The sequence below is a fragment of the Geosporobacter ferrireducens genome (assembly GCF_001750685.1).
In the GTDB taxonomy this organism is placed as follows: Bacteria; Bacillota; Clostridia; order Peptostreptococcales; family Thermotaleaceae; genus Geosporobacter; species Geosporobacter ferrireducens.
This window is the reverse complement of record NZ_CP017269.1, coordinates 1749254-1773925: the sequence shown is the minus strand read 5'-3', so window position 1 is coordinate 1773925 and position 24672 is coordinate 1749254. Positions and strand designations below refer to the sequence as shown.

The 24672-nt window shown below is 38.0% G+C and carries 28 protein-coding genes; 18 read left to right on the top strand and 10 right to left on the bottom strand.

Annotated elements, in window-relative coordinates; all coding sequences use genetic code 11:
• Nucleotides 1–121: 121 nt before the first annotated feature.
• Complete coding sequence (locus Gferi_RS08660; protein WP_069975547.1) at nucleotides 122–925, top strand: IclR family transcriptional regulator; 804 nt, start codon at nucleotides 122–124, stop codon at nucleotides 923–925.
• 308 nt (nucleotides 926–1233) lie between these two features.
• Nucleotides 1234–1389, top strand: a complete 156-nt coding sequence (locus Gferi_RS28045; protein ID WP_156782351.1) for a hypothetical protein — start codon at nucleotides 1234–1236, stop codon at nucleotides 1387–1389.
• Nucleotides 1390–1408: 19 nt separating this feature from the next.
• Here Gferi_RS28045 and Gferi_RS08655 read toward each other — a convergent pair whose 3' ends face one another.
• Nucleotides 1409–1771: a helix-turn-helix domain-containing protein gene (locus tag Gferi_RS08655; protein ID WP_156782350.1), complete on the bottom strand. Its 363-nt coding sequence runs from the start codon at nucleotides 1769–1771 to the stop codon at nucleotides 1409–1411.
• Nucleotides 1772–2048: 277 nt separating this feature from the next.
• Here Gferi_RS08655 and Gferi_RS08650 point away from each other — a divergent pair, with 277 nt between their 5' ends.
• The 12 genes from Gferi_RS08650 (at nucleotide 2049) to Gferi_RS08600 (ending at nucleotide 13751) form a co-directional block, all read left to right on the top strand.
• The gene (locus Gferi_RS08650; RefSeq protein WP_069975545.1) at nucleotides 2049–2690 is read left to right on the top strand and encodes an HD-GYP domain-containing protein; all 642 of its coding nucleotides are present in this window, start codon (nucleotides 2049–2051) and stop codon (nucleotides 2688–2690) included.
• Between the two features lie 158 nt (nucleotides 2691–2848).
• Nucleotides 2849–3478 carry a TetR/AcrR family transcriptional regulator gene (locus Gferi_RS08645; protein ID WP_069975543.1) on the top strand — a complete coding sequence of 210 codons (630 nt, stop codon included), beginning with the start codon at nucleotides 2849–2851 and terminating at the stop codon, nucleotides 3476–3478.
• A 19-nt stretch (nucleotides 3479–3497) separates the two neighbouring features.
• Complete coding sequence (locus tag Gferi_RS29020) at nucleotides 3498–3620, top strand: hypothetical protein (protein WP_257785982.1); 123 nt, start codon at nucleotides 3498–3500, stop codon at nucleotides 3618–3620.
• A 17-nt stretch (nucleotides 3621–3637) separates the two neighbouring features.
• Nucleotides 3638–4492 carry an ABC transporter ATP-binding protein gene (locus tag Gferi_RS08640; RefSeq protein ID WP_069981357.1) on the top strand — a complete coding sequence of 285 codons (855 nt, stop codon included), beginning with the start codon at nucleotides 3638–3640 and terminating at the stop codon, nucleotides 4490–4492.
• A gap of 1 nt (nucleotide 4493) precedes the next feature.
• Entirely contained in the window at nucleotides 4494–5537 is a 1044-nt protein-coding gene (locus tag Gferi_RS08635; RefSeq protein ID WP_069975541.1) for an ABC transporter permease, read from the top strand.
• 13 nt (nucleotides 5538–5550) lie between these two features.
• Complete coding sequence (locus tag Gferi_RS08630) at nucleotides 5551–6546, top strand: ABC transporter permease (protein WP_069975539.1); 996 nt, start codon at nucleotides 5551–5553, stop codon at nucleotides 6544–6546.
• 328 nt (nucleotides 6547–6874) lie between these two features.
• The gene (locus tag Gferi_RS08625) at nucleotides 6875–7501 is read left to right on the top strand and encodes a hypothetical protein (RefSeq protein ID WP_069975538.1); all 627 of its coding nucleotides are present in this window, start codon (nucleotides 6875–6877) and stop codon (nucleotides 7499–7501) included.
• A gap of 152 nt (nucleotides 7502–7653) precedes the next feature.
• Entirely contained in the window at nucleotides 7654–8220 is a 567-nt protein-coding gene (locus Gferi_RS08620; protein ID WP_069975537.1) for a hypothetical protein, read from the top strand.
• A gap of 167 nt (nucleotides 8221–8387) precedes the next feature.
• Nucleotides 8388–9914 carry a YjjI family glycine radical enzyme gene (locus tag Gferi_RS08615; protein ID WP_069975529.1) on the top strand — a complete coding sequence of 509 codons (1527 nt, stop codon included), beginning with the start codon at nucleotides 8388–8390 and terminating at the stop codon, nucleotides 9912–9914.
• Entirely contained in the window at nucleotides 9904–10743 is an 840-nt protein-coding gene (locus Gferi_RS08610) for a YjjW family glycine radical enzyme activase (protein ID WP_069975527.1), read from the top strand. Before Gferi_RS08615 ends, Gferi_RS08610 begins: the two co-directional genes overlap by 11 nt.
• A 204-nt stretch (nucleotides 10744–10947) precedes the next feature.
• A complete protein-coding gene (locus Gferi_RS08605) occupies nucleotides 10948–12567 on the top strand; it encodes a spore germination protein (RefSeq protein ID WP_069975525.1) in 1620 nt (539 codons plus the stop codon).
• Nucleotides 12564–13751: a Ger(x)C family spore germination protein gene (locus Gferi_RS08600; RefSeq protein WP_069975524.1), complete on the top strand. Its 1188-nt coding sequence runs from the start codon at nucleotides 12564–12566 to the stop codon at nucleotides 13749–13751. The genes Gferi_RS08605 and Gferi_RS08600 overlap by 4 nt, the downstream gene beginning before the upstream one ends.
• Before the next feature lie 205 nt (nucleotides 13752–13956).
• Here the strand turns inward: Gferi_RS08600 and Gferi_RS08595 are convergent, their stop codons facing one another.
• The 9 genes from Gferi_RS08595 to Gferi_RS08555 all read right to left on the bottom strand — a co-directional run bounded on the left by Gferi_RS08595 (nucleotide 13957) and on the right by Gferi_RS08555 (nucleotide 22703).
• Nucleotides 13957–15054: a GerAB/ArcD/ProY family transporter gene (locus tag Gferi_RS08595; RefSeq protein WP_069975522.1), complete on the bottom strand. Its 1098-nt coding sequence runs from the start codon at nucleotides 15052–15054 to the stop codon at nucleotides 13957–13959.
• A gap of 80 nt (nucleotides 15055–15134) precedes the next feature.
• The gene (locus tag Gferi_RS08590; protein ID WP_069975520.1) at nucleotides 15135–16418 is read right to left on the bottom strand and encodes an aspartate aminotransferase family protein; all 1284 of its coding nucleotides are present in this window, start codon (nucleotides 16416–16418) and stop codon (nucleotides 15135–15137) included.
• A 12-nt stretch (nucleotides 16419–16430) separates the two neighbouring features.
• Nucleotides 16431–18368, bottom strand: coding sequence for a U32 family peptidase (locus Gferi_RS08585; RefSeq protein ID WP_069975518.1), 1938 nt, complete (start codon nucleotides 18366–18368; stop codon nucleotides 16431–16433).
• A gap of 17 nt (nucleotides 18369–18385) precedes the next feature.
• Nucleotides 18386–19147 (bottom strand): ABC transporter permease, encoded by a 762-nt coding sequence (locus tag Gferi_RS08580; RefSeq protein WP_069981356.1) that lies wholly within the window; start codon nucleotides 19145–19147, stop codon nucleotides 18386–18388.
• Nucleotides 19144–19899 (bottom strand): ABC transporter ATP-binding protein, encoded by a 756-nt coding sequence (locus Gferi_RS08575; protein ID WP_069975516.1) that lies wholly within the window; start codon nucleotides 19897–19899, stop codon nucleotides 19144–19146. Before Gferi_RS08575 ends, Gferi_RS08580 begins: the two co-directional genes overlap by 4 nt.
• 18 nt (nucleotides 19900–19917) lie before the next feature.
• Entirely contained in the window at nucleotides 19918–20874 is a 957-nt protein-coding gene (locus tag Gferi_RS08570; protein ID WP_069975515.1) for an ABC transporter substrate-binding protein, read from the bottom strand.
• 3 nt (nucleotides 20875–20877) lie between these two features.
• Entirely contained in the window at nucleotides 20878–21453 is a 576-nt protein-coding gene (locus Gferi_RS08565) for a UbiX family flavin prenyltransferase (protein WP_069975514.1), read from the bottom strand.
• A gap of 22 nt (nucleotides 21454–21475) precedes the next feature.
• Entirely contained in the window at nucleotides 21476–22345 is an 870-nt protein-coding gene (locus Gferi_RS08560) for a 4-hydroxybenzoate octaprenyltransferase (protein WP_069975513.1), read from the bottom strand.
• Nucleotides 22332–22703: a UbiD family decarboxylase domain-containing protein gene (locus Gferi_RS08555; protein ID WP_236932716.1), complete on the bottom strand. Its 372-nt coding sequence runs from the start codon at nucleotides 22701–22703 to the stop codon at nucleotides 22332–22334. Before Gferi_RS08555 ends, Gferi_RS08560 begins: the two co-directional genes overlap by 14 nt.
• Nucleotides 22704–23137: 434 nt before the next feature.
• On the opposite strand from Gferi_RS08555, the gene Gferi_RS29015 reads away from it, so the two are divergent.
• The 4 genes from Gferi_RS29015 (at nucleotide 23138) to Gferi_RS08540 (ending at nucleotide 24602) form a co-directional block, all read left to right on the top strand.
• On the top strand, nucleotides 23138–23269 hold the full coding sequence (locus Gferi_RS29015) for a hypothetical protein (RefSeq protein WP_257785981.1): 132 nt from the start codon (nucleotides 23138–23140) through the stop codon (nucleotides 23267–23269).
• A 60-nt stretch (nucleotides 23270–23329) separates the two neighbouring features.
• Complete coding sequence (locus Gferi_RS08550) at nucleotides 23330–23752, top strand: flavodoxin (RefSeq protein ID WP_069975509.1); 423 nt, start codon at nucleotides 23330–23332, stop codon at nucleotides 23750–23752.
• Nucleotides 23753–24001: 249 nt separating this feature from the next.
• Entirely contained in the window at nucleotides 24002–24220 is a 219-nt protein-coding gene (locus Gferi_RS08545; RefSeq protein ID WP_069975507.1) for a helix-turn-helix transcriptional regulator, read from the top strand.
• Nucleotides 24213–24602: a hypothetical protein gene (locus Gferi_RS08540; protein ID WP_069975505.1), complete on the top strand. Its 390-nt coding sequence runs from the start codon at nucleotides 24213–24215 to the stop codon at nucleotides 24600–24602. Before Gferi_RS08545 ends, Gferi_RS08540 begins: the two co-directional genes overlap by 8 nt.
• Nucleotides 24603–24672: the final 70 nt, after the last annotated feature.

Here is a 24672-nt window from a genome sequence, read left to right as displayed (position 1 = left end):
TACTGAAAAATCAGCGTGTTTTTACTTTATCCAGTCAATGGTTCAACATTGATGAACTATTGACTATGATTTAATTGTATTATATAGTAAAACATATATATTTGTATGAGGTGAAAATTTGATGGACAAGCATAATTCCGAGACTTGGAAAATAAATGTTGTTATAAAAGCAGCCAGTATTTTAAAATATTTTACGGGTAAAAAACCACAATGGACACTCACGCAGCTTGTTCAAGAAACGAAAATGCCGAAAAGTACATTGTCTAACATGCTTAAAACCTTAGAATACTGCGACATACTAGAAAAAGATGAAAGCAACCAGTTTTATCGTTTAGGGATGGAAATTTTGGAAATGAGCTATGGTGCAAGAATGGGATTGCCTATTATTGAATATGCCATGCATTTTCTAGATGAAATCCAGCAAAAAACTGGTGAAATTGTTTACTTTACTGTGCCTAGACATGGAAAAGTACTCTATCTTGATGCAAGTTATCCGGCAAATAAAAATGTGCTTTATTCAATTACAGGAAAAACATTGAATATGCACTGTACCGGTGTTGGTAAAGCAATGTTGAGTAAGCTGTCTGAGCATGAAATAAAGCAAATTATTGACTATCATGGCATGGAGAGATTTACCCCTACTACAATCACCAATTTTGAAGACTTAATGAAGGAAATTAAGCAAATAAGAGAATGTGGCTATGCTATTGACAGAAGTGAGGAAGCGCATGGTGTTAAATGTGTGGCTGTTCCTATCGTCAATGGAGATAGAGTTTTGGGTGCCATTAGTATTTCAGGTTCAATTATAAGCATTAAAGATGAAATGATTTTGGATTATGCACAAATGTTGATTTCTGTTGCAAATATATTGGCACAGAAACCGGAAATGTTTCCAAATTGCCCAATGCTGCCTAAAATTGAATAGATTAATGAGAAGCAAGAGATCGAATCTCTTGCTTTTGATTTTCATACAATTTGGAATAGAATTGTAAAATTAAAGTATAAAGTCAGTCTAATATCAATAACCGTATATTAAAAAAGCTAATGAATATCTGGAATGTACCGGTCCTTTATGAAGGTGCCGGTTTTATTTTATTCATGACCTTATGCATAGAGACGGATTAAGCTATGGGGGTTATTCCTATATGAAAATTTAAAATTCGGCGAGAGTCCAAAAATACTTTAGTAAATATAGACTTTAATCTATAGTATTACCTGATAGGAGGTGATACTATGCAAGCTAAAAATGTAATTTTATTATTTAAGCTGCTTCTCCATGATAATCCGAGAATTCACGTGGAGCTTAATGAGGAAATAGCTAGGGGAAGCTATGAGTTAAATGAGATTCTGGAGAGATTGGTTATTGCAATGGAAGCAGACGAAGACTGAGTAGAGGGCAGAATAGCCCTCACTTAGAAGATTGGCTATCATGCTTGTTCTTTAATTCGATAAATTCTAACAGAAACTTTAATTCTTCAGTAGAATATTTTTTAATATGAGCAAGGATTTTCTGATAAAGAACATTGCAAGAAAAAATATCTTCGGATATATCCTCATCACCGTCTGAAGATATTAGATAATCCGTAGTTACATCGAAGGCTATTGCAAGCTTATATAAAGTTTCAATACTGATTCCTCTTTGTCCTCGCTCTATTAAACCCATGTAAGAAGGGGATAAGTCTAAAATTTCAGCTAGCTGTTCTAATGTCAAGTTACGTATTATCCGTTCTTTGCGAATTTTTTTTCCGATAGATTTATAATCAATTTCCATGTTATCACCTCATTATAACTTTATACAGATAACCTATATATTTCTATGAACTAATAGAATTAATAAACAATTCTAAAAGAATTGACACCTATATGGTAATGACTTACAATTATATTTAGTGGTATAAAAATAGCAAATGTTGTAGAAAAATACGTTATTTTGAAAGGAACTGAAAATCAGCTATTTGTATTAGTATAAGCAAAAGGGTGTCTAAATACGTATCATTGTTCTAAAATAGTAGCTTTAGTATTTAAATTGACATTAAGGAGTGCTTTGTATGGAATGGGCAATAAAAGGGCAATCTGAATTGTTACATATGAATAGCAGTGTTGTAAAACATAATTTTTCTTTGGAAATATTTGTACATTCTAAAAATGTAGGTAACATAGCGCTAAGAATAGGAGAGAAAATAAAGCTAGAGCAAATTGAGAAACAAAAATTATATGAAGCAGCATTACTACATGATATAGGAAAAAGTAAAATTCCACAGTCTATTTTATATAAGGAAGGCAAATTATCCTCTGAAGAATGGGAAATTATGAAAAAACACGCCGTTTACTCAGAAGAGTTATTTCTAAGCATGGTGTATAAAAGTAAACAGAATATAGAAATCGGAGAAATAGTGAGATATCATCATGAAAACTGGGATGGAAGCGGATATCCGGAAAACAAAGCAGGTGAAGCAATACCTCTAAATAGCCGTATTATAAGAATAGCAGATATATTTGATGCAATCACACGGCCTAGAGTCTATAGACCGTTTAAAATTAAAAATACAATGAAATTAATGGAGAATATGAAAGGTAGAGAAATAGATCCTTATATTTTTGATAGAAGTTATAATTTACTCAAGGATTTGTTAGAGGACACATATAGTAAAAATACAAAGAGTTGGAGGGAAAGCAAGGAGATAGAATAGAAGTTAAGCAGAAGAAAAATAGATCTTGACATTATGACTGGGCAGTCATATAATGATACTAAAGCATATGACCGTCCAGTCATATGCGTGAAAAGGAATAAGAAATATTTTTTTGCACACAATATGACTACCTAGTCGCTGAGGAGGATACAAGGATTATGCCGAAACAAACCTTTTTCAATTTACCGGAAGAAAGAAGAAATAAAATTATTGAGGCAGCCATTGATGAATTTTCAAAAAACAGCTTTGTAAATGCGAGCATTTCTAAAATCGCTGAGAATACCAATGTAGCCAAAGGAAGTATGTACCAGTATTTTGAAAATAAAAAAGATCTTTATAAATATGTTTTGGAGATTTCATCCTTAAAAAAGCAAGCGTATCTGCTGGATTGTTTGCACAATTTGGAGCATTTATATTTTATAGACACGATTAGAGAACTTTATGTTAAAGGGATAGCCTTTGCAAGGGAGAATCCTAAGCTTGCCGGTATAGCGAACAACTTCATGAAAGAAAGCGACATAAAGTTTAAAGAAGAAATTCTAGGAATGGGTATGGAGAAAAGCAATCAGTTTTTCGAGATACTGGTTGAGAAGGCAAAGGAGAAAGGGGAGATTAATCCGCAAATTGATACTAGGGTTGGGGCTTATATCATTACCAATTTAAATACTTCTATCCTGGATTATGTGCTTAGTTATATGAAGTATGAGGAAGTACTGCAGAATCAGGATGAGCTTTTAGATAAAGTAGAAAAAATGCTGTTTATTATCGAGAACGGCTTTAAAAATTAAAATAAGGAGGTGTACGGATATGCCATTATGGGGATGGGTCATTTTAGGGATTATACTGGCAGCAATTATGATACCTGTTAAACTTAGAATTCTTAAGAAAATAATGCAAAAGAAAAATAACCCGATGGAAGAGGAAGAATAATGAATGGAGGAGCAGACATGATCAAAGTTACAAACCTATATCATTCCTATTCTAATGATGAAAATTACGCAGTAAGGGATGTAAGCTTTGAAATCAGCAAGGGCGAAATCTTCGGATTTTTAGGCCCTAGTGGAGCTGGAAAATCAACAACACAAAAAATTCTTATCGGTCTTTTGCCTTTGCAAAAAGGGGAGGGATTCGTTGATAATAAAAATATTCGAAAGAGTACAAGAGCGCTCTTTAATTTAATAGGCGTTTCCTTTGAACGGCCGAACATTTACAAAAAACTTACCGGGGTAGAAAATCTTGCTTTTTATAGTGAAATGTTCAGTGTGCCTACGGAAGATCCATTAAAGTTGTTGAAAATGGTAGGATTAGAAGAGGCCGCTCATAAAAAGGCAGGAGGGTATTCAAAGGGAATGCTGCAGCGTCTGGTGTTTGCCAGGTCTATGATCAATCATCCTAAAATATGGTTTTTAGATGAACCTACTTCCGGACTGGATCCAAATACCACAAGTGTTATAAAAGGGATCATAAAAGAGAAACAGCAGCAGGGTACTACAGTTTTTTTAACTACCCATAACATGCATATTGCTGAAGAATTATGTGACCGGGTAGCATTTATTACAAATGGAGAAATAAGTGCCATTGATTCGCCCAGAAGCTTAAAGCTAAAGTATGGAGAAAGTTTTGTAAATATTGAATATAGAGAAGGAAACATTTTAAAGAAGGAAATATTATCATTAACCGATGAAAAACATAAGCAACGTATCCATGAGCTTATATCAAAAACGAAGATAGAAACCATGCATACACAGGAAGCTACGTTGGAACAAATTTTCATAAAGATAATCGGTAAGGAGTTGAAATAATATGAAACGCTTATTGGGGCTCCTAAAAAAGGATTTTAAGATTGCTTTCAGAAATTTCTTTTTTCTGATTGTTGTAGTAGTTGCAGCGATATTGATATTTGTTACCAACATCTTAATTCCTGAGCAGGTGAACATGGAGGCTAAAGTTTTTTATGCCTTGGAAGGAGAGCCAGTCCATGAAATCTTACCACTCATTCAATTTCTTGAAAAACTGGAAGGGAACCAGCGGATGAAAGGAAGAGATGAGATTATAAGGAGCATGGAGGCAGATCAAGAGGCTGTTGGTTTAATGATTCGGCAAATGCAAAATAAACCCGGTTTCGAGATCATTATGCAGGGGTATGAGAGTGATCAAAGTAAAAATGCATTTGCCCTGTCCATTGAATCTATATTAAATACTAACCAATTGAATGATCCGGATATTGAAACAGTTGTTTTAAAGCAAACGGTAGACTATGGAAAAATTCCTTTTAATAAGAGTTTTGTTCCTTTGATGATTTTAAATGAACCGGTTATGCTAGGGTTTATACTGCTTGCAACCTTGATATTTATGGAAAAGGAAGAAGATACAATAAAGGCGTATATGGTTTCCCCAGGTGGAATTGCGGAATATTTATGGTCTAAAGTAATCTTAATAGCTGTTTTAGGATTAATATCTACAATATTGATTACGATTTTTACAATGGGCTTTAAAATTAATTGGCTTATGTTAATAAGCATTACCATAGCAGGCAGCTTATTTAGCTCTACGATTGCCATGTTTATAGCAAGCTTTTTTGACAACATTTCCAAGGCCATGATATGGGTTTTAGGGATTAGCCTATTGCTTACAGCACCTATGATTTCTTATTTCGCACCAAGCTTTGCGCCAAGGATTCTAACGGTCATTCCCACTTATAGTTTGATGTTTGCCATAAGAGAGGCTATATTTCCCAGCGGCAATCAAGCCATATTTTATGAAAGTATGGTCCTATTACTCATCCTTAGTGCAATACTGTTCAGTTTATCCATACTTTCCTATAAACGCAGCTTACTAAGGGATTAGGAGGTGTATATTCGTGAAAAGAATCTTATCGATATTTAAGAGAGATTTGAAAAGCGGAACCAGGGAGTTTCTTTTGCTGTATATTATTTTAGCACCAATCCTCATTTCCATCGGCTTGCGTTTCTTTATTCCCAGTGTAGATGCCATATCTTTTCAATTTGCCTTAGATGAAACATTAAATCCGGAAGTGATTGAAACTTTTAATAAATATGGAAAAGTTGAAATATTAGAGGGAAGAACAGCGATAGAAGATAGAGTCAGCAAAGTAGACGACATCATAGGCATTACGCAAAATGAAGAGGGAAAATACATTGTTATATTAGAGGGAAACGAGAAGGAGAGTTCAAAATATATAGCACAGCAAATACTCAACCGGCTCCAAGGAAAAACAACGGAAATTTCTGCAAGCTTTAGTGATATTGGAACAAGAATGTCCTCAATTGCAATTTATGGAACCAGTTCAGCTATAATCCTTGCAATCGTATTGTCAGGTATGGTTATCGGATTAAATATTGTTGAAGAAAAAGAAGCTCAGACAATCAGTGCTTTAAGAGTAAGCCCCATGGGGAGGATGGAATTTATTTTAGGTAAAAGCCTTATCGGCGTAATTCTGCCGATTGTTGAAACGATTATTGTACTATGGATACTAGGCATCTCGGATATAAACTTTGCGATGATTTTTGTTATGACCATTGTCAGTTCTTTGGTTGCCATTATTATGGGTTTTCTTATGGGCGTTCTAAGCAGCAATCAAATCACCGCCATAGCTAATATGAAGTTTTTGTTGATAATCGTATCCGCCTCCTTTATCGGTGCAGTTGTTTTACCAGAAAATTTGCAAGTATTCCTATACTGGTCTCCGATGTATTGGAGTGCAATCGGGCTGATAAAAATTGTTTTGAACAGCGCCGGATGGGGGCAGGTTGTTCAATATACTCTATGGATCCTTGCCCTGACAGTTTTCGTATTCTTAATCTTTAGAAGGAAAATAGAAAAGAGGTTATCTTAAAGGGTGATGGATAAAGAAAAAATAATAAATTTATTTGATTGTATAATAGGACAAGGAAAAAGTTTCTTGTCCTATTTTCATTGGAAATTAACCTTAAGATTTAAGATAAATTGTATGAATATAGCGGTTTTAGAGCAGCGTAAACAGATACAAAATTTTACATTCTTGAGGCGGTATGGTACTATAAATTAAGGAAAACATTGGATTACACGCTTAGGGAGGACAGTTTTGGGTATAATTTCCTGTGGGTGGACAAGATAAGAAGACTTCCGCATAGATTTATGGATGCCTGTTTAACTAAACATTATCAAGCGATTGAGGAACGAATATGAGGCGAAAGAAGATAATTAGTGTATTAGTAGGAATCGCAATAATATGTAGCAATGGTATCGCAATATTGAACATGCAGATAAGTGAAAACACAGCTATTAATAAACCAGAGGCTGAAGAGTTGTTAAAAGAAACCTATAAACCCTTAGAGGATTTCATAAAAGAATTGGTGTTTTTAGAGGATGAGAATGCACTCCCCATACCGGAGCATATAAAAGAGAAAGAAGATTTTATCGGTTTATTTAATAACATGAACAAGATCAGTGCTGAAAGTATCTACGAGAGTTTAATATTAGAGAAAAACGGAGAATTGTATGTAGATCATTTGGCATATATTCCAAGCATTTACAGTGAAGATGCCAAGATAAGCAAGGCATTTATAAGAAAAAGAAAAAAACTGGTTTCCATTTTGATGAGAACTGGGGAAATTGAAAGTGAGAAATTAATTATAAAGGAAAAATGGATGATTAGCCAAGGCGTGCATGGCCGAAGCAATTATTTCATTAAAAATGAAAGTGGAGATTGGATATTAGAGTATGCAAATGGCACAAGATCCTATGGATTTGTTGAGCCCAGTCAGAATCCTTGGAGTAAGTATTGGCTAAGCAAGGAAGGTAAAGAATAAGGACCTGTTGTTTGAGTAATGATTACAGATGTTTCAGGAACTGTCTAAAGCTGTATAAGGATAGCAAAAGGAATAAACTGTACATTAAATTTCATTATCTTGGCAATAATGTATTTAAAGTAAAGATTATATTGAAAAGAGGATGATTTGCAATGAAGATTAAAGCCATAGCATTAATATTAGTTCTGGTAGTTTCACTTTTTTCAGGGTGCGGCAGGGAACCTGCACCAGCTCCGACGCAGCCGCCGCAAACAACGCCGCCTGAAACGACACCGGATGTAGTAACAACAGCCTCAATCGTTAATACTGCAGGAGCCTTTGAACAGGCTATTAGCAGCACCGGTACATGGCTTATTGCTATAACAGAAGACTTAACGATCGACAGGGAACTTGTCCTGGATGGCGAATTTAAAAATGGTAGGAAAGATGATGACGGCAAGGATATTATCCAGCGTAAGATTGCGCTTTATACCCAGGATGAAAATCGTAATGTAACTGCCCGGTTCACGCTGACTGCGCCCAGATTAACAGTTAATAGCCCTGAGGCGAGAATACAAAGTGGAACGTTTAAAGGGGATGTGTATGTTTCAGCCAGAAACTTTCAGCTAGTGGATGCTACCATTGATGGAAACCTATACTTTACTACCGATGAAGCACAGGAAACATTCCAAATGGACGATACAAGCAAAGTGACGGGAGAGCAGGCGTTAAAAAAATAATATGAGACTAGATAAAATTAAAAACAATACATGACAGATATCAAAGGCAGGGATGGATTCCCTGCCTTTGAATTGTCTTGTTGAAGCTTAATAGGCGCATATAGATTTTGACACCATTATGATATAATTCTATGTATGATACATGAATACCAAAGGAGTTGTTTTATATGAGATCGAAAGAGACAGAGATTATGGAAATTGTCACCAGTAAAAGTCTGACCTACCAGCAAAAGCTTTTTAACCTTGCCAACATAGCAGAAAGGTTATTAGACCCCAGAGAAGTATTGGGCTATAGTGATACGGAAATGATGTATATTGAAAATGAAATGATTTGTGATTTAAATGAGGGTTATACCATCTATCGGCCACGGTATATTGTACCGGATTATTCAGTACTGTTGTCAAGAGGCTGTGATTTCTTAGACTTAAAACCTCCAACAGATTTAGAGGAGTTGCTGGACAGCCTGCTGATCCTTTACCGCCATATCCCCTCTATCACGTCCTTTCCTGTTTTTATAGGAGATCTGGATAAGCTAATAGATCCTTTTATTACCGATGCGGAAAAGGACTATATTAAAGTTAAGCGGTTTTTAAACCACGTAGATAAATCCATACCAGATTCCTTTTGTCATGCAAATATCGGCCCAGAAAAGACACTGGCAGGGGAGCTGATTTTAAGGGCAGTTATCGAATTGGAAAACCCCACCCCAAACATGACGTTAAGGTATGATAAACAGAAAACTGCTAAAGACTTTGCGCTCAAAGCAGTGGAAGCATGCTTGAAAGTATCAAAACCATCCTTTAGCAACGACGCAAAATACTGCAGTGATGTCGGGGATCATCGTATCGTCAGCTGTTATAATGCCCTCCCTAACGGCGGCGGTGCCTATACCCTGCCAAGACTTAGATTGGGAACGATTGTTAAGGGTGTTCCATCTTTAGAGGAGCTTCTAAGGGATAGATTACCAAAGGTAACAAAGGCAATGGCCACCATGATGGATAAACGTATAAAATTCTTAGTGGAGGCGTCACATTTCTTCGAAACCTCTTTTCTGGTTAAAGAGGGTTATATAAAAAAAGAAAATTTTTCTGCCATGTTTGGGATCGTGGGATTAGCGGATGCCGTCAATTATCTGCTAAAGATGGAAGGATTGCAGGAGAGATTTGGCACATCCAAAAGAGGTGACGAAATTGGACATAGTATTTTAAAGGTCATACAGGATATTGCCAACAGCCACGAGGCTTCTTACTGTGAAAGAACCAACCATCGTTATCTGCTGCATGCACAAGTAGGTGCCAGCTTAAGTGAAGAGGACGCCTGCAACACACCGGCCCACCGGGTAACTGTGGGGGATGAGCCGGTTTTGCCGCTGCATATAAAGCAGGCAATTCCCTTTCATGAATATTTTACTTCCGGTACCGGCGATCTCTTTGCCTTTGATGAAACCTATCTGAATAAGCCGGAGGCGGTGCTGGATATTATTGATGGTGCTTTTTCCTTAGGGGGACGGTACATCACTACCTACCTGCACAATACCGATTTAATACGGGTGACGGGATATCTGGTGAAGAAAAGTGAAGTTAAAAAGGCTGCAAAAGGGGAAGCGGTTCTTCGGGATACAGATATTTTGGGTTACGGGACCAATAGCATTGCCCATGTTTTTGAAAGAAGATTGAGAAAAGATGAAGCCTAGAGCAGTAGTGAACAAAATCATTCCCTTTTCAAACGTCGATGGTCCCGGCAATCGGCTGGCGGTTTTTCTCCAGGGCTGCAATATTAACTGTGTCTACTGCCATAATCCCGAAACCATTAAGCACTGCAATCACTGCGGCATATGTATAAATCACTGTCCTACAAAAGCCATCAAGCTGGCGGAGGACAAGGTGACCTATGAGGAAGGCCTGTGCATAGGCTGTGACCAATGTATAAAAATATGCGGTTTCAGTGCTTCGCCCAGGACAAAAGAATATACCGTGGAAGCCCTTTATGAAGTGATCGAGGGCTATGCACCCTTTATAAGGGGTATCACAGTTTCAGGAGGAGAACCTACCCTACAGGCAGATTTTATTGCAGCGCTTTTTAAGCGGGTAAAAGGCTTGAATCTAAGCTGTTTTGTCGATACTAACGGCTTTTTTGACAGAGGCACAATAAAAGAGTTGATTACAGTGACGGATCAATTTATGATAGATATTAAAGCCATAGACAAGATAGCGGCACTTTGTGGCAGAGAGGATCAACAGCACCTGGAAAACCTGCAGTACCTTTTAAGCCTTCATAAGGTTTATGAAGTGAGGACAGTTATAGCACTGGAAATGGTGGACATAGAAAATACGCTGGGAACCGTGGCGAAAATATTAAGGAATTATCCATCGGTGGCCTACAAGTTAATAAGCGTTCATACAACAGGCCTTACACCCATTCAAAAGGAAAATATAAAAAATAAAATACCAAGCCAGGCTTATATGGAAGAACTAAAAGCCTACGTAACAACTTTGGGAGTAAAAAAGGTAGAGATTGTATAAGGACAAGAAGACCACTAAGAGGCTTTGTACCAGATATTCTCTCTATGAATCAGATATTCGTGAAAGTAAAGGATCCACTGCATGAAAGTGGATCTCTTATATTTTTTCCTCGTTTCTACAACATTACTGAAGCTTCAGTGCACTTAACATAAAAAAAGCTATAATACCAATACTATCTGTAAAGCTGCAATGGAGTGAATGGGTATGTTGAAAAAGTTTAAAAGCTATATAAGTTTTTTAAAACATCGAAAAAAAGAAGAAAAAGAGGAAAATAAAAAAGAAAGATATGTTAGTGAGGACTACCGTATTGCAAAAAAAATAGATAGTAATTTATGTACTTTGAAACAGCTGCTCGGAAACAGCAGTGATATGATTTTTAGAGAATTCAATATTGGTGTAGAAAAACAAAGAAAAGGGTTGATCTGTTTTATTGACGGATTGATCAGCGGGGAAATGGTTAGTGAGCATATTGCTAAAATATTATCCTTAAATCTCCACATTACAGAGAATGATGAAAGCTTATTATCACAGGATATCTTTGATTTGATAAAGAAAAAAGTACTGAATGCAGTGGAATTAAAGGAAGTAGAATCCTTTAACGAGATTTTGGACGGTATTTTATCAGGAAATGGTGCTGTATTTATAGACGGCTATCGCCGGGTACTGATTATCAATGTGAAGGGTTGGGAGGCAAGAGGGGTAGAGGAGGCTAATACAGAAGCCACTGTCAGGGGCTCCCGTGAAGGATTTAATGAAACCCTTCGTGTTAATACGGCATTAGTTCGAAGAAGAATAAAAAGTCCTAACCTGGTCTTTGAATCCTTTAGGCTTGGAAAAGAAACCCATACAGATGTTTCTATCGGCTATATTAGAGGCGTTGTAAATAAAAATATTGTAGAAGAAGTAAAAAAACGGTTAAACCGAATTGACACCGATTCTATCTTAGAATCAGGATATATTGAACAATTTATCGAAGACCACCCTTTTTCTTTCTTTGCCACAATAGGAAACTCCGAAAAACCGGATAAAGTAGCGGCCAAGTTATTAGAGGGTAGAGTAGCTATTTTTTGCGATGGTACTCCCTTTGTATTAACAGTACCCTATTTGTTTATGGAAACCCTTCAGAGTGCTGAAGATTACTACTCGAGGATTTATTTATCATCGCTTTCAAGAATATTCAGGTTTTTATCGTTTTTGATTACAGTGATTACCCCAGCTTTATATGTGGCATTATCCACATTTCACCAAGAAATGATTCCAGCTGTACTGCTAATTACAATGGCTTCAGCCCGGGAAGGAGTCCCCTTTCCTGTTTTTGTAGAGGCTATGGTTATGGGACTCGTATTTGAATTGCTCAGGGAATCCGGTGTCAGAATGCCCAGACCGATAGGGCAAGCCGTAAGCATTGTAGGCGGTTTGGTAATTGGAGAATCTGCTGTAAGGGCTGGACTGGTTGGGGCTCCTATCGTCGTGATTACGGCACTTACAGGGATTACAAGCTTTGTGGTGCCTTCTTTATTGGATAGCGTTATCTTTTTCAGACTTTTTCTTATTGTACTGGCGGGTGCTTTTGGGCTATATGGCATTGGCATCGGAGCGATTGTTATGCTTGCACATATGTGCTCTCTAAGATCCTTTGGTGTCCCCTATTTGGCACCTCTTGCTCCTACCATCTGGAAGGATCTAAGGGATTTTCTGATAAGGGCACCCCTGTGGCTTATGAAATCAAAGCCTAAAACGGTTACCTGGAAAAGTTATAAAATACGATACTTGAAGCTATTATCCAAAAAGTTTAAAGATGACAATAGGGGTGAAGAGGTTTGAGAAGAAAGCTCTTGGTTCTTGTTTTTTGTACATTGGTTTTAACGGGATGCTGGAATAGAAGGGAATTAAATACTCTCGGGATCGTCTATGGCATTGGGGTAGACAAAGATAATGAGACCGGGGAGCTTATTTTGACTACGCAGGTAGTAAGGGCTGGAGCATTAAAACAGGAAGGCCCCAGTGAGGAAGCTCCAATAGAAATCGTTACGGCTAGAGGCGACACAGCCTTTGAGGCACTTAGAAAAATCAGTATGGAATTTGACAGAAAACCCTTCTATGCTCAAAATAAAGTGCTTGTCATTGATGAGCAGTTAGCCAGAGAGGGCATCATGCCCATGCTTGATTTTTTTAAGAGAGATCATGAGATGCGTAGTTTGGTATGGGTGTTGATTGCTAAGAATACAAGGGCAAGGGACATACTGGGGGTAGAGAAGGGACTGGAAGATATACAGGCGGTATACTTAGAAAATATTATTGAGATTAGCAAATGGAATGCTAAAGCAACGACTGTTAATTTATTGGAATTTATTAAAAAAGTATCCGCCAGTGGGATTCATCCCATAGCAGGCCCTGTAGAAATTATAGAGGAACGGAATTTGCCGGCCGAAGAAAAGATGGGGTTGGCAACGAAAGGAGTTAAGCTTTCCGGTACAGCCGTATTTAAAGGTGATAAACTGGTAGGATATTTGGATGAGATTGAAACCAGGGGATTAAATTGGGCAACCGGAAAGGTTAAAAGCGGGATTATCCATGTGCCTTCTATTGATGGCAATGGAAAAGACAAACAGATTGCCATTGAGATAAAAAGGGCCCGGGCTAGTATAAAACCGGAAATAAAGGATGGAAAATTTTTCTTTACCATTGAGGTGAAGGCAGAGGGAGATGTTGGAGCGCAGCAGGGTAGAACAGATACTTCAGATATAGCACTGTTTGAAAAGCTGGAAAAAGAATTGGGAAAGGGCATAGAAAAGGAGATCAGAATGGCGATTGACAAAGTACAGAAGGAATACCGCTCTGATATTTTTGGATTTGGAAGTGCTTTGAATAAAAAATATCCAAAGGAGTGGAATCAGGTAAAAGACGATTGGGAAGATATATTTCCCAGGATACAGTATAGCATAAAGGTGGATGCAAGGCTTAGAAGAACGGGGTTGATACTAAAACCCATAATGCCTGCGGAATGAAGTAATGATTCTATTCTATCCGTTTAAAATTATCGCAGACTTTGAAAGATTAACAAAAAAAGATAATACAAGACTACGAAAAGTAAAACAAGTACAAATAACCAACCCCCTAGAACCAGTATGGCGGGAAATAAACCGGCTTTTTCCAGTGTACTCAATATATTTTGCATATCTGGCATGTGAAACACCATCCTTATCCACAGGGCTATTCCGTATTTTTTTTATACTTCATTTTCAGCCATCCAATGATGAGCAATAGGGCTGGAATAAAAATCTGAAAAGTACTGTGTATATATTTTAAAGAAACCTCCAGCCCCAGCCAAAGGTGAAAGGGATAATTGGGTTCAAAAACAATGGAAAGCCATAATATAAAAACGCCTAAAGGAATAATCATCCATCTAGGGTCTTTTATCCTAAACAGGGCAGTAAAGGAGAGGATTGCTCCATAGAAAAAGAGGGACATTTTGTAAAAGCCTCCAATAAACATAATAATGATGCCTATGGCATCCAGGTGGGTGAGAATGTCTCCAACCTCAATCAGCTTAATTACCTCCAGAAAAGGGATGGTAGCAATGGCAGCATAATCTACACCTAAAGCAGAAATAATGATAATCAATGAAACGGAAAGCAGTACCCCGGATATGCCTACAGCTAACAATGCGGTTTTTCGGACTGCCTTTTGAGAATCTGCAAAGGGCCAAAACATGGAGAAAACAAGTATTTCGCCAAAGGGAAAATTTACAAGATTCGGATAGACCTCTTTTAGCACGGGTCCCATTCCATTGCCTAAGACAGGCATGAGTTCTTTTAGATTTACTTGTCCCGATAGAGTAATCAGTACATATGTACTGATGATGAAAAATAGAACCACTGGCAGCATCACTTCACTGGTACGGGCCAATACTTCCAGCCCTAAAAAAAGAATGTAGATCCCCGTAAGCATAAAAAGGATCAGTATAACCAGTAGCGGAGTTTCCGGGAGTGCAGTTATAAGAATTAGTTCCCCAAAATCACGAAAATTCCGGGTGGAGATATAAATGAAAAATAATCCGTAAAGGAATACAAGAGGACCCCCAAGCCATTTACCCAATAATATAAGAATGATCTCCGCAAAATTCTTTTCAGGAAAATTCCTTTGAAGCTCCGTATAGACCCATATCAAAAAAAATCCAATAAGCATTGCAAGCAATATGGCAATCCAGGCATCTTGTTTTGCACCGATTCCCAAAGCAAAAAGGGTAGTGCTTCCTATTTCAAACAGCACGGTCAGGGTAAATAATTGATATGTTGAGATACGCAGCATCTTAAAACTCCAATTTGTTAAATTCTACCTGAGTATATTGTATTGGTATATGATTAAATTATACACTTTGATTGAAAGACCTATACATATAAGAAGGAGATTTGTTCGAGAACGGCTTCCATACTGACCACCATAGCATCAATGTCTTCTTTAGAAATGACAAGCGGCGGTTGAAAAGCAATGACATCCCTGTTTAAGCCATTTTTTCCAATGATAAAACCCCTGTCTTTCATCTCCTCTAAAATGATGTCCGTAATCTCAGCTGATGTGACAGAGGAACTGGGCGATTGAATCTGCACCCCTAGCATAAGGCCGCACCCTCTTACTTCCTGAATCAAGGGAGAGGCTATTTGTTCTAATTTCTGTTTTAGATATTTTCCCAGCTCATTTGATCTTTGAACCAAATTATTTTCCTCAATGTAATGAAGAACACTGAGTGCGGTTTGCGCAGCCACAGGATTTCCGCCGAAGGTAGAGGCAGAGGGTCTGTTATAGGCTTTCGCAATTTCATCGGTGGTTGAAAAGGTAGAGATTGGGATTCCATTGCCCAGGGCTTTTGCAGTAACGATAATATCCGGAACCACATCGTAGTGTTCTATGCAAAACATTTTGCCGGTCCTTCCATAACCTGTTTGTACTTCATCGGCAATGAGCAATACATTATGCACTTCCAGCAGGGTTTTTACTTTCTTTAAATAATTTTTAGGATACATGATGATGCCGCCGTTTCCTTGGATCGGTTCTACCAGCATAGCACAGAGTTCATTTCCCTGGCTTTTTAGGACTGCATCCAATTGCTGTAAAGATTTATCCATTGCTTCTTCATAGCTGGAGTCAGCAGAATAAGGCCGTTCAATGAAGAAAATATTTTCTTTCACTAAATGGTCATCTAACCGCCACATGGGTATTCCTGTAACACTCAGGGTTAAATGAGTCCTGCCGTGCAAGCCTCCGGTTAGCGCAATAAATCCATTTTTTTTCGTATATAACCGCGCTAATGCCATGGCCCCTTCGTTTGCTTCTGATCCGGTTACGCAAAAGAAGGTTCTTTTTATATCTCCTGGAAATATTTCTGCAAGTCTTTGAGCCAGTTCCACCATAGGCTGTGTTAGATATACGGTAGTCGTGTGTTGTATGTTGTTTAATTGTTCGATTGTATCTTTCAGAATCTGCGGATTTGAGTGTCCGCAGTTCATGACCGATACGCCCGCAAAGAAATCAACATACTTTTTATTGTTGTGATCAAAAAGATACTGCATAGATCCTCCGACGATCTGAGGAGGCTCTTTGTAAAAATGAGCGGTGGCCGGGAAAAAATATTCTTGTCTTTTTGTAATGATAGCATCAGGACCTATATAATGCATATAATAACACCCCTATTCTATATTGAACTTATAAGATAGTGAGCCTGCAGTAAAACCGGCTCTTGAGGATTTCATACCTAAAAATAGGTTTTTACACCTGGATGGATCGGCTATAGCCTTTTGGTAAACTTCAATGATATTTTTTAATTCGTCTGGTGTATAGGTTTGGCCCTCAATGCGAAAACCTACCGGTTTATCAAAATTCAAATGGTTGAGAATGGGAAGCAAGCAGAACTCTTTCGCGGTAAATAGGTGGTTTTTCATGTTTTGATCTATGTAAACCGGATTTTCACCTCGATCTGTCATCAATACCAATATACTGTTGTCTACATATTGATTATCGCCTTGTTCAATGGGCTTGAATGCTTTTGCATTTTCATAAAGATTATGATCCAAGTACATAACTCTTAGTGGACCATGGACTATGAGTTCTAAAGGATTTTTGGACAGGGCGATGAATTTGACCAGTTCATCGACTTTTGTCTCTATAGATACGGTACATTCGCTAACACCCAGATCCTGATAGAATTCCATTGCTTTATGGTTATAAATGTTTACGTTGTAATTGGTCACAATTCTGTGCTGATGACCGTATCTTTTTACAGCACCCAAATTGGAAACCAATAATCCGTCAAACAGGTATCCATGTTTTCCTAAATAATGATCTAGCTTATCAAACTGCAGTTCATCCATCATTTGAGGCAAATCAAGATAAAGCTCGGTAGTATTTTTTATACTGGCCAAATGCTGGAGCTGTTCCAATGTTATAAACTGGTCGGGACGTAAAACTTCACAGGGCAGATAAATACGGTCTACGCCTAATCCTATACAAAGTTTTGCCTGGATATAATTATTTACTTTTACCGACAAATTGTGTTTTGAGACGGATTGACCGGAATGTTTGCTTAGTTCAGCCTGAATCCTGTTGATAACAGGATCTGTCAGTTCCGGTTCTTCCGTAGGCGTAGAAAAAACTTTACCGGTGGAATAAAACTTGCCTGTACCTTCGTATCGGGTATTGATGAAGTCCAAACCGGGTTTTGTGAAAGCATAGGCAGTAGTAAAATCACGTTTCCTGTTCTCAAACAGTTCTCCTGCATACTTTTTGCGGTCAAAGCCTAGGGGATCGCCTATATACCGGTCAATTGCTTCTCCATAGGTATTCACTAAATCCACAATAAAATCAGTATCCCGCATACGGCCTTCTATCTTAAATGAAGTAACAGAGGCTTCAATCAGTTCGGGGATATGTTCATACATATACATATCCTTTGCCGCAAGGGGATATTCTGTTGGGAAGACAACACCATCCTTTTTTACACGGTAGGGCCACCTGCACGGTTTAAAGCACCGCCCCCGGTTAGAGCTGTTGCCCCAAATAAAAGAGCTGTAATAGCAATTTGCACCGTTGACGGTACACATATCACCGTGTACAAAGTACTCTGTTTCAATGCCTGTCTCATTTTGAAGGTTTTTTGCAGTCTTCAGGTCCATTTCCCTGGATAATACGACCCTGGATACGCCAAATCCCTTCAGCACTTTTACAAATTCGATATTATGTACATTCATCATAACGGAAGAATGAATTTCAAATTTATTTAAATTTTGCTCCTTGCAAATTTGTAAAATCCCTAAATCCTGAATGATAATGCCGTCAACCTGTATGTTCTGCAGAAACTGCAGGTATTCAGCGGCTTCACCGATTTCATAATCATTCAGCAGATTATTTACCGTGACATAAACTTTCTTATTAACTGCATGGGCCATTGCTGCAGCTTCATGGATTTCTTCATTTGAGAAGTTAAATCCTTTCCGGATCATTCTCATATTTAAAATCTTGCCGCCAAAATAAATCGCATCACAATTTGCCTGCACCATACTTTTAAAAGTTTCCATTGTTCCTGCGGGAGCTAACAGCTCTATCTTTTTACCGTTAAAGAATCTTGACATATCCTCACCTCGAGACATTATAGTGAATAAGGTAGCTTAACCTTCCATTTGCATACTGCTTCCTCAAGAAGGTCAATTAAAATAAATAGTGCAAAGCCCAAAAGACTTATGACGATAATGCCTGCATACATTCCGATGTAATCGATTCTCATCCATGCATCGAGGATGTAATAGCCGATGCCATACTGTGTTCCATAACCTTCAGCAAAAAATAATATGGAGAGGGCAGTTCCTATGGATAACCTGAGATTCGTAAGCAGCTCCGGTAAAATAGCAGGCACCGTTATATGTGTAAATATTTGAAGCCTTGAAGCACCCAGGCTTTTTATGGGATGGTAGGTTTCCGGTGAAATATTCAGTATAGCATCTTTTACCGCTACGATAACCTGAAATACTAAGATGAGTACGATTAAGATAATTTTGGAGCGGTCTCCCAATCCAAATAACAGCATGACTACCGGCAGCAAGGCAGTTTTGGGTATAGGATATGTAAAATATACTAAAGGATTCAATAGTTTATTTCCTATCCTTGAATAAGCCATAAGCAGGCCTATAGAGATTCCTAATACCAGGGATATAGCCAATCCTCCCAGTACCCGGTAGAGACTCACAAAAACATGGATATAAAGCTTTTCTCCATATAGTTGATTCATATTTAGATATACATCTGCAGGTTTTGGCAGCACTCGCATATTGACGAGGACTGCAAGGATATACCATAAGATATTAAATAGCATAAAGCCCTGTAGGAATATCTTTATTTTTTTTCTTGCCTTCATATTTTCCATCCCTTTTTCACCACATTTCTCAGATGTGTGGATAATTTAAGGTATTCTTCATTTTCTCTTAAGTTTTCAGTATTAAAAAGAGGATTATCGATGATTTCAACGACTGTACCGGGACAGTGGGACATGATTACAATCTTTTTACCCATGTAAATCGCCTCTTCAATGCTGTGGGTTACAAATAGGGTTGTTGTTTTATACTGGTTCCATATGTCAATGAAAAGTTCCTGGGCTTCTTCTCTTGTAAGGGCATCTAAAGCAGAAAAGGGCTCGTCCATTAGTAACAAATCCGGATTCATGATAAAGGCTCTGGCGATAGCCACCCTTTGTTTTTGACCTCCGCTTAATTCCCTCGGGTACCTGTCTTGCAATGATCGGATATTCAGTTTATCCATGATATAATCCATTCTCTCTGCCAGAAGAGGGTCGATGTTTTGTTTTTTGATCTTCAGAGAGAGGCGGCAATTCTTTTGAACATTCTTCCAGGGAAGCAGCCCAAAGTTTTGCGGTATAAATCCAATATCCTGTTTTTTAGGGTCAAGGCCTTCTCCTTTAAGGGTTACTTTCCCCTGATAATCTTTGGTGATACCGCTCAGTACATGGAGAAAGGTAGATTTACCGCAGCCGGAGGGCCCTATAAGTGCATAGATGTCCCCCGGTGTTATTTTAAGGTTTATAGGGCCTAAAGCGTGGATCATCTTTTTTCCGGAGCGGTAACCGACAGAGAGTTCTTCTATTTCAAGCATAGGATACCTCCAACCATATTATTGAATACCTATATCATTCAGTAAGTTTTTGGGGTTGAGTGTTTTCTGAACAAGGCCATTTTCGACAGCCCAATTGATGACAGACTGAATGTCCTCTTCGGATGGAAGCATATTTTTTCTAAAGACAGGTAAGGTAATTTTGCCTTTCATATCCTCAGGATATCCGACGGTTTTTATAATGATATCTTCATATTCCGCAATAGGCGTATTATTAATATAATCTACCGCCTCATTATAGGCTTTGTAAAATGCTTTGATTTCGTTAGGCTTTGTATTGATTGCCTGCTGTGTAAAGGCGGTCACTGAAGGATAGAAGCCTTCTTGGTTTGCACTTCCCAGAAGTATTCCTCCGTCTTGGATAGCAAGGGTAGAGAATGGCTCAGGAAGCAGTGCTGTGTCTACATTATTGGTTCTTAACATTTCAAGCCGGGTAGGTATGGGTGGAACCATGGACTTTTGGACATCATTAGGCTCCAAAGCGTTTTTTTTCAATATTTTATCCAGAGTGTATTCAATACAAGTTTTTTCTGAAATCGCTATGCTTTTACCAATGAGATCATTTATAGCCTTTATCCCGGAGTTGGGATTTGCTATCAGCATAAAATCTCCATCGGTAATACCTGTGATTTTTACGTCGAAATCAGCATTTTGATAAAGACTGACTGCTACCACATCACAAATGATTCCATCCAGATTTCCACTTTGAAAAGCGGCATCCCGATCCTTTGCACTTTTAAAGGGCTGAAAGTTAACTGCCACTTCTTCTTTTTCAAAGTATCCTTTTTCAGCAGCCATAATAATGGGGATTACATCTATAGAAGATATAGCACCTATATTTAAGGTTTGTTTTGATGTTTGACTAGCAGGAGTTTCCTTTGGTGATGAACAAGCGGATATAGCGAAGAGGAATACGGAAGCAATCAGTATGGTGAATATTTTTTTAAATTTTAACATTTTCTAGCCCTCCCATTTTTTAAACAATTCATTTTCAATTGAAAGATTATCCAGAATCTTTCCAACTACAAAATTGACTAAGTCATCCAGGGTTTCAGGCTTATGATAAAACCCAGGTATGGCAGGAAGTATTGTAACCCCCAGCTTTGACAGTTTCAGCATGTTTTCAAGATGTATTGCATTCAGCGGCGTTTCCCTGGGAACGATAACCAGTTTTCTGTTTTCCTTTAAAGCCACATCGGCCACTCTGCATAATAGATTTTTAGATAAACCATTACTGATTTCTGCGAGAGTCCCCATGGAGCAGGGAAGGACTATGACAGCATCAAATTTATAGGAGCCGCTGGCGACTCCGGAAAACAGATTGTTTATATCCTCTGCTTTGATATGGTTATACTTTTCTTTTAATAATTTCATCCATTTTTCTATATCCAAGGATGTCTCATATTGCATAACTTTTTTCCCATTGTCTGTAAATATGACATGGGTATAGATACCTCTTTTCAAAAGTTCCTCAATCAATACTTTGGCATAGATGCTGCCACTGGCACCAGTGATGCCTACTACTATTTTTTTCACGCTAACACTCCTTGAAAGTAGATTAGATTAGGATGTCTATGGAACCGCAGATTAGAAAAATGATGCTGACCAATTGATTGACGCTATAGGAAGCGAGCTTTACATTGGACAGATTATCGGGTGAAACCATTTTATGCTGCATCACAAACAAGATCGCTATAATCGCCAGTCCTGTATAATAAATTATGCCAAAATGATTGCTTAAAGAACCCACAATGGCGAGCAGAACCAGCGTTATTCCATGAAAAAGTGCAGCAATATGCAAGGCATTTTTTACACCAAATCTTGATGGAATTGAATATATCCCATTGGCGGTGTCAAAGTCATAATCCTGTGAACCGTAAATGATGTCAAAGCCGGCAACCCATAAGGTGTTTGCGGCCCCCATAAATAAGGGGAGCCATGAAAGCTTTCCGGTGACTGCAAGCCAAGCGCCTACAGGTGCGGCGGCGCAGGTTATGCCCAAAATTAAATGACAGGTCCAAGTAAAGCGTTTTGTATAGGAATAAATGGTCATTAGAAATAGGGCTATAGGAGAAAGCAGTACACATAAAGGATTGAGCATAGCGGCTGCAATTATCATAACAGAGAAGCAAGCTGCTGTAAAAAGGATAACTTCTTTCTTTTGCAGCAAGCCCTGCGGCAGCTGCCTCAAAGCAGTACGGGGATTTTTGGCATCTATCTCCGCATCAATTACTCTATTGATGGCATTCGCACCGGTCCGGGCACCCATAAAAGCAATAAATATCCAGAATACTGTACGGAGGGAGGGCAGTCCATTACTAGCCAGAAGCATTGAAATAAGAGCGAAAGACAGAGAAAAAACCGTATGGGAGAACATGACAAGGATTCCATAATCCTGAATCTTTTTAATTGCCTTAGTGAATACCATATTCAGCCCATCTTTTTGAAACAAGTTCTTTCATATCCTTTGTCATTTCAATATCCTCCGGCCATTTTCTCCCATGTCCTTCGCTTGTCCACTTTTTCGCAGCATCTATACCCATTTTATGCCCATCATGAGCTAGGGCATTTAATAGCCCTTCTGATAGAATTATATCTCCAAGAGCTGTACATATTCTTTTGCAGGCGCCCATTGCATGGATTCGCACAGGGAAGGGAGATACTTTTACATTTTCAAATAAAAGAGCAGGGCCATACTGCTTAGATAGCCTATCAGCTATTTCAGTAATCTCCAGCTCTGAATCTATATCTATTTTTATTCTTTTCAGTAAGCTTTTTTCATCCAAATGCCTGCTAAAATCCTGTAGGTCTTTATATGCCATCCAATCACTCCTCGTAAGTAATAAATGCTCTAAAATGAGTTTACCATAGTTTAAAAAAAATTTATAGGTTTATACAATATAACGAATAGGATTATATTTCCCGGTGCGCATCATGCTTTATGAAATCCCTTTTCATATGGAATATGTACATATTTGGAATATTTTATAAATGTTTGAACGATATATCTTTCAACTTTCGAAGGATTAAAAGATTCTTGTCAGGAACGTATAGCGATTAAAATACTTTTTATAAAGCAGTCGTACAAAGATCCCTGCATTAGAAATAAAAAGAGTAGTTTGCAAAAAATAATTTGAATGTGTTGACACATATTAGCGCAATATGATAATGTTTAATTATTGATAATGAAATTCAATATCAAAATAAAGGGGTGGCTAAAATGAAAAAAATGATAGACATTTTTCAAGAATACCTTTCGACCTCCACAAAAACTGCAGAAGTGGTTTGCAGCTGCACAGACTGTCAATGCCATACACTCAAGGGATGTGGATGCAAGGAAAAAAATGAGTAATTGTATCTACATAAGGTTGGTAGTTAAATCATTATAAACAATATGAAGGAGGTATTTGATTTGAAAAAGATAGCAGTGATTTACTGGAGCGGTACCGGGAATACAGAGATGATGGCAAAAGCTGTTGCAGAGGGCGCACAAGGAGATAATAACGAGGTGAAACTATTAAGTGTAGACAAAGCCTCCGTAGAAGATGTGATGAATGCTGATGGGGTTGCTTTAGGTTGTCCTTCTATGGGGGCAGAAGTTCTGGAAGAAAGCGAAATGGAACCCTTTGTACAGTCCTTAGAAAAAGTAGTAACTGGTAAACCATTAGTCCTTTTCGGTTCTTATGATTGGGGAGATGGTGAATGGATGAGAGATTGGGAAGAAAGAATGAAGGGTTATGGAGCAAATCTGATCGCGGAGGGCTTAATTGTAAATTTAGAACCGGCAGATCAGAATTTGGATGCTTGCAAAAAACTTGGAGCGAGACTCCTGTAATCATACATATGTAAGCATTTTAGCTGTTAAGCACAGAGTAAAGTAAAGGGCATGACTTCCAGCAAGAGAAGTCATGCCCTTTGTCTTTCAAATTTTTTATTCTGGGGGTAATAGCTGGGTATCTTATTGTTTAAATGACAAATGTAAAATAGACTTGACATTATTTGAATAGCGATGTAAAATAAACTTAACGTAAAGTAAACTTTACAAATGCAAATCTTAACTTGCCTTAAAGGGAGGTAATGCATATTGCGAAATAAAGTAAAAGAATTTCGAGAGAAGGCGAATATGACGCAAGAGCAATTGGCTAAGAAATTAGGTGTTTCCAGGCAAACAATCATCTCTATTGAAGCTGATCGGTACAATCCTTCATTGATTCTGGCGTTTAAGATCGCATCGGCTTTTGATAGGCTGATTGAAGATGTTTTTGATTTTTCGGAGGTGAAAGGAGAGATTGAGCATGAATAAATCATTTGTAAAGGAATTAGTACTCACCAATTATTTGTTTATTGGAGCCTTTGGGATGATCATTATCATAAGCAATCTATTGTATGGAGGTACACTAGAAAGCTGGAGCAAATCAATCGGTTTGTTATTGGTTTTAGCATTGGCATTGGCAGTTAAGATTAAGCGGATTAAATCCAGTACGCAAAAGCTGGACGAACGGCTGCAGATGATTACGTATCGTGCTGTCAGTATCGGATTTTATTTAATGCTGGGTGCGATTCTTTGGTTTTATACAAAAGAAATCATTTTTGACGGCAAGGTGTCTATGAGAACAATTGTTGAATTGCTTGCAGGTTTGGTCGGATATTTAGGAGGATTCCAGATTTTAAACAGGCATTATTAATTCATGGCAATACACTATCCGATTTTCGTAGGGGCAGCCCTTGTGTCTGCCGGCTATATTTTCAGCACTG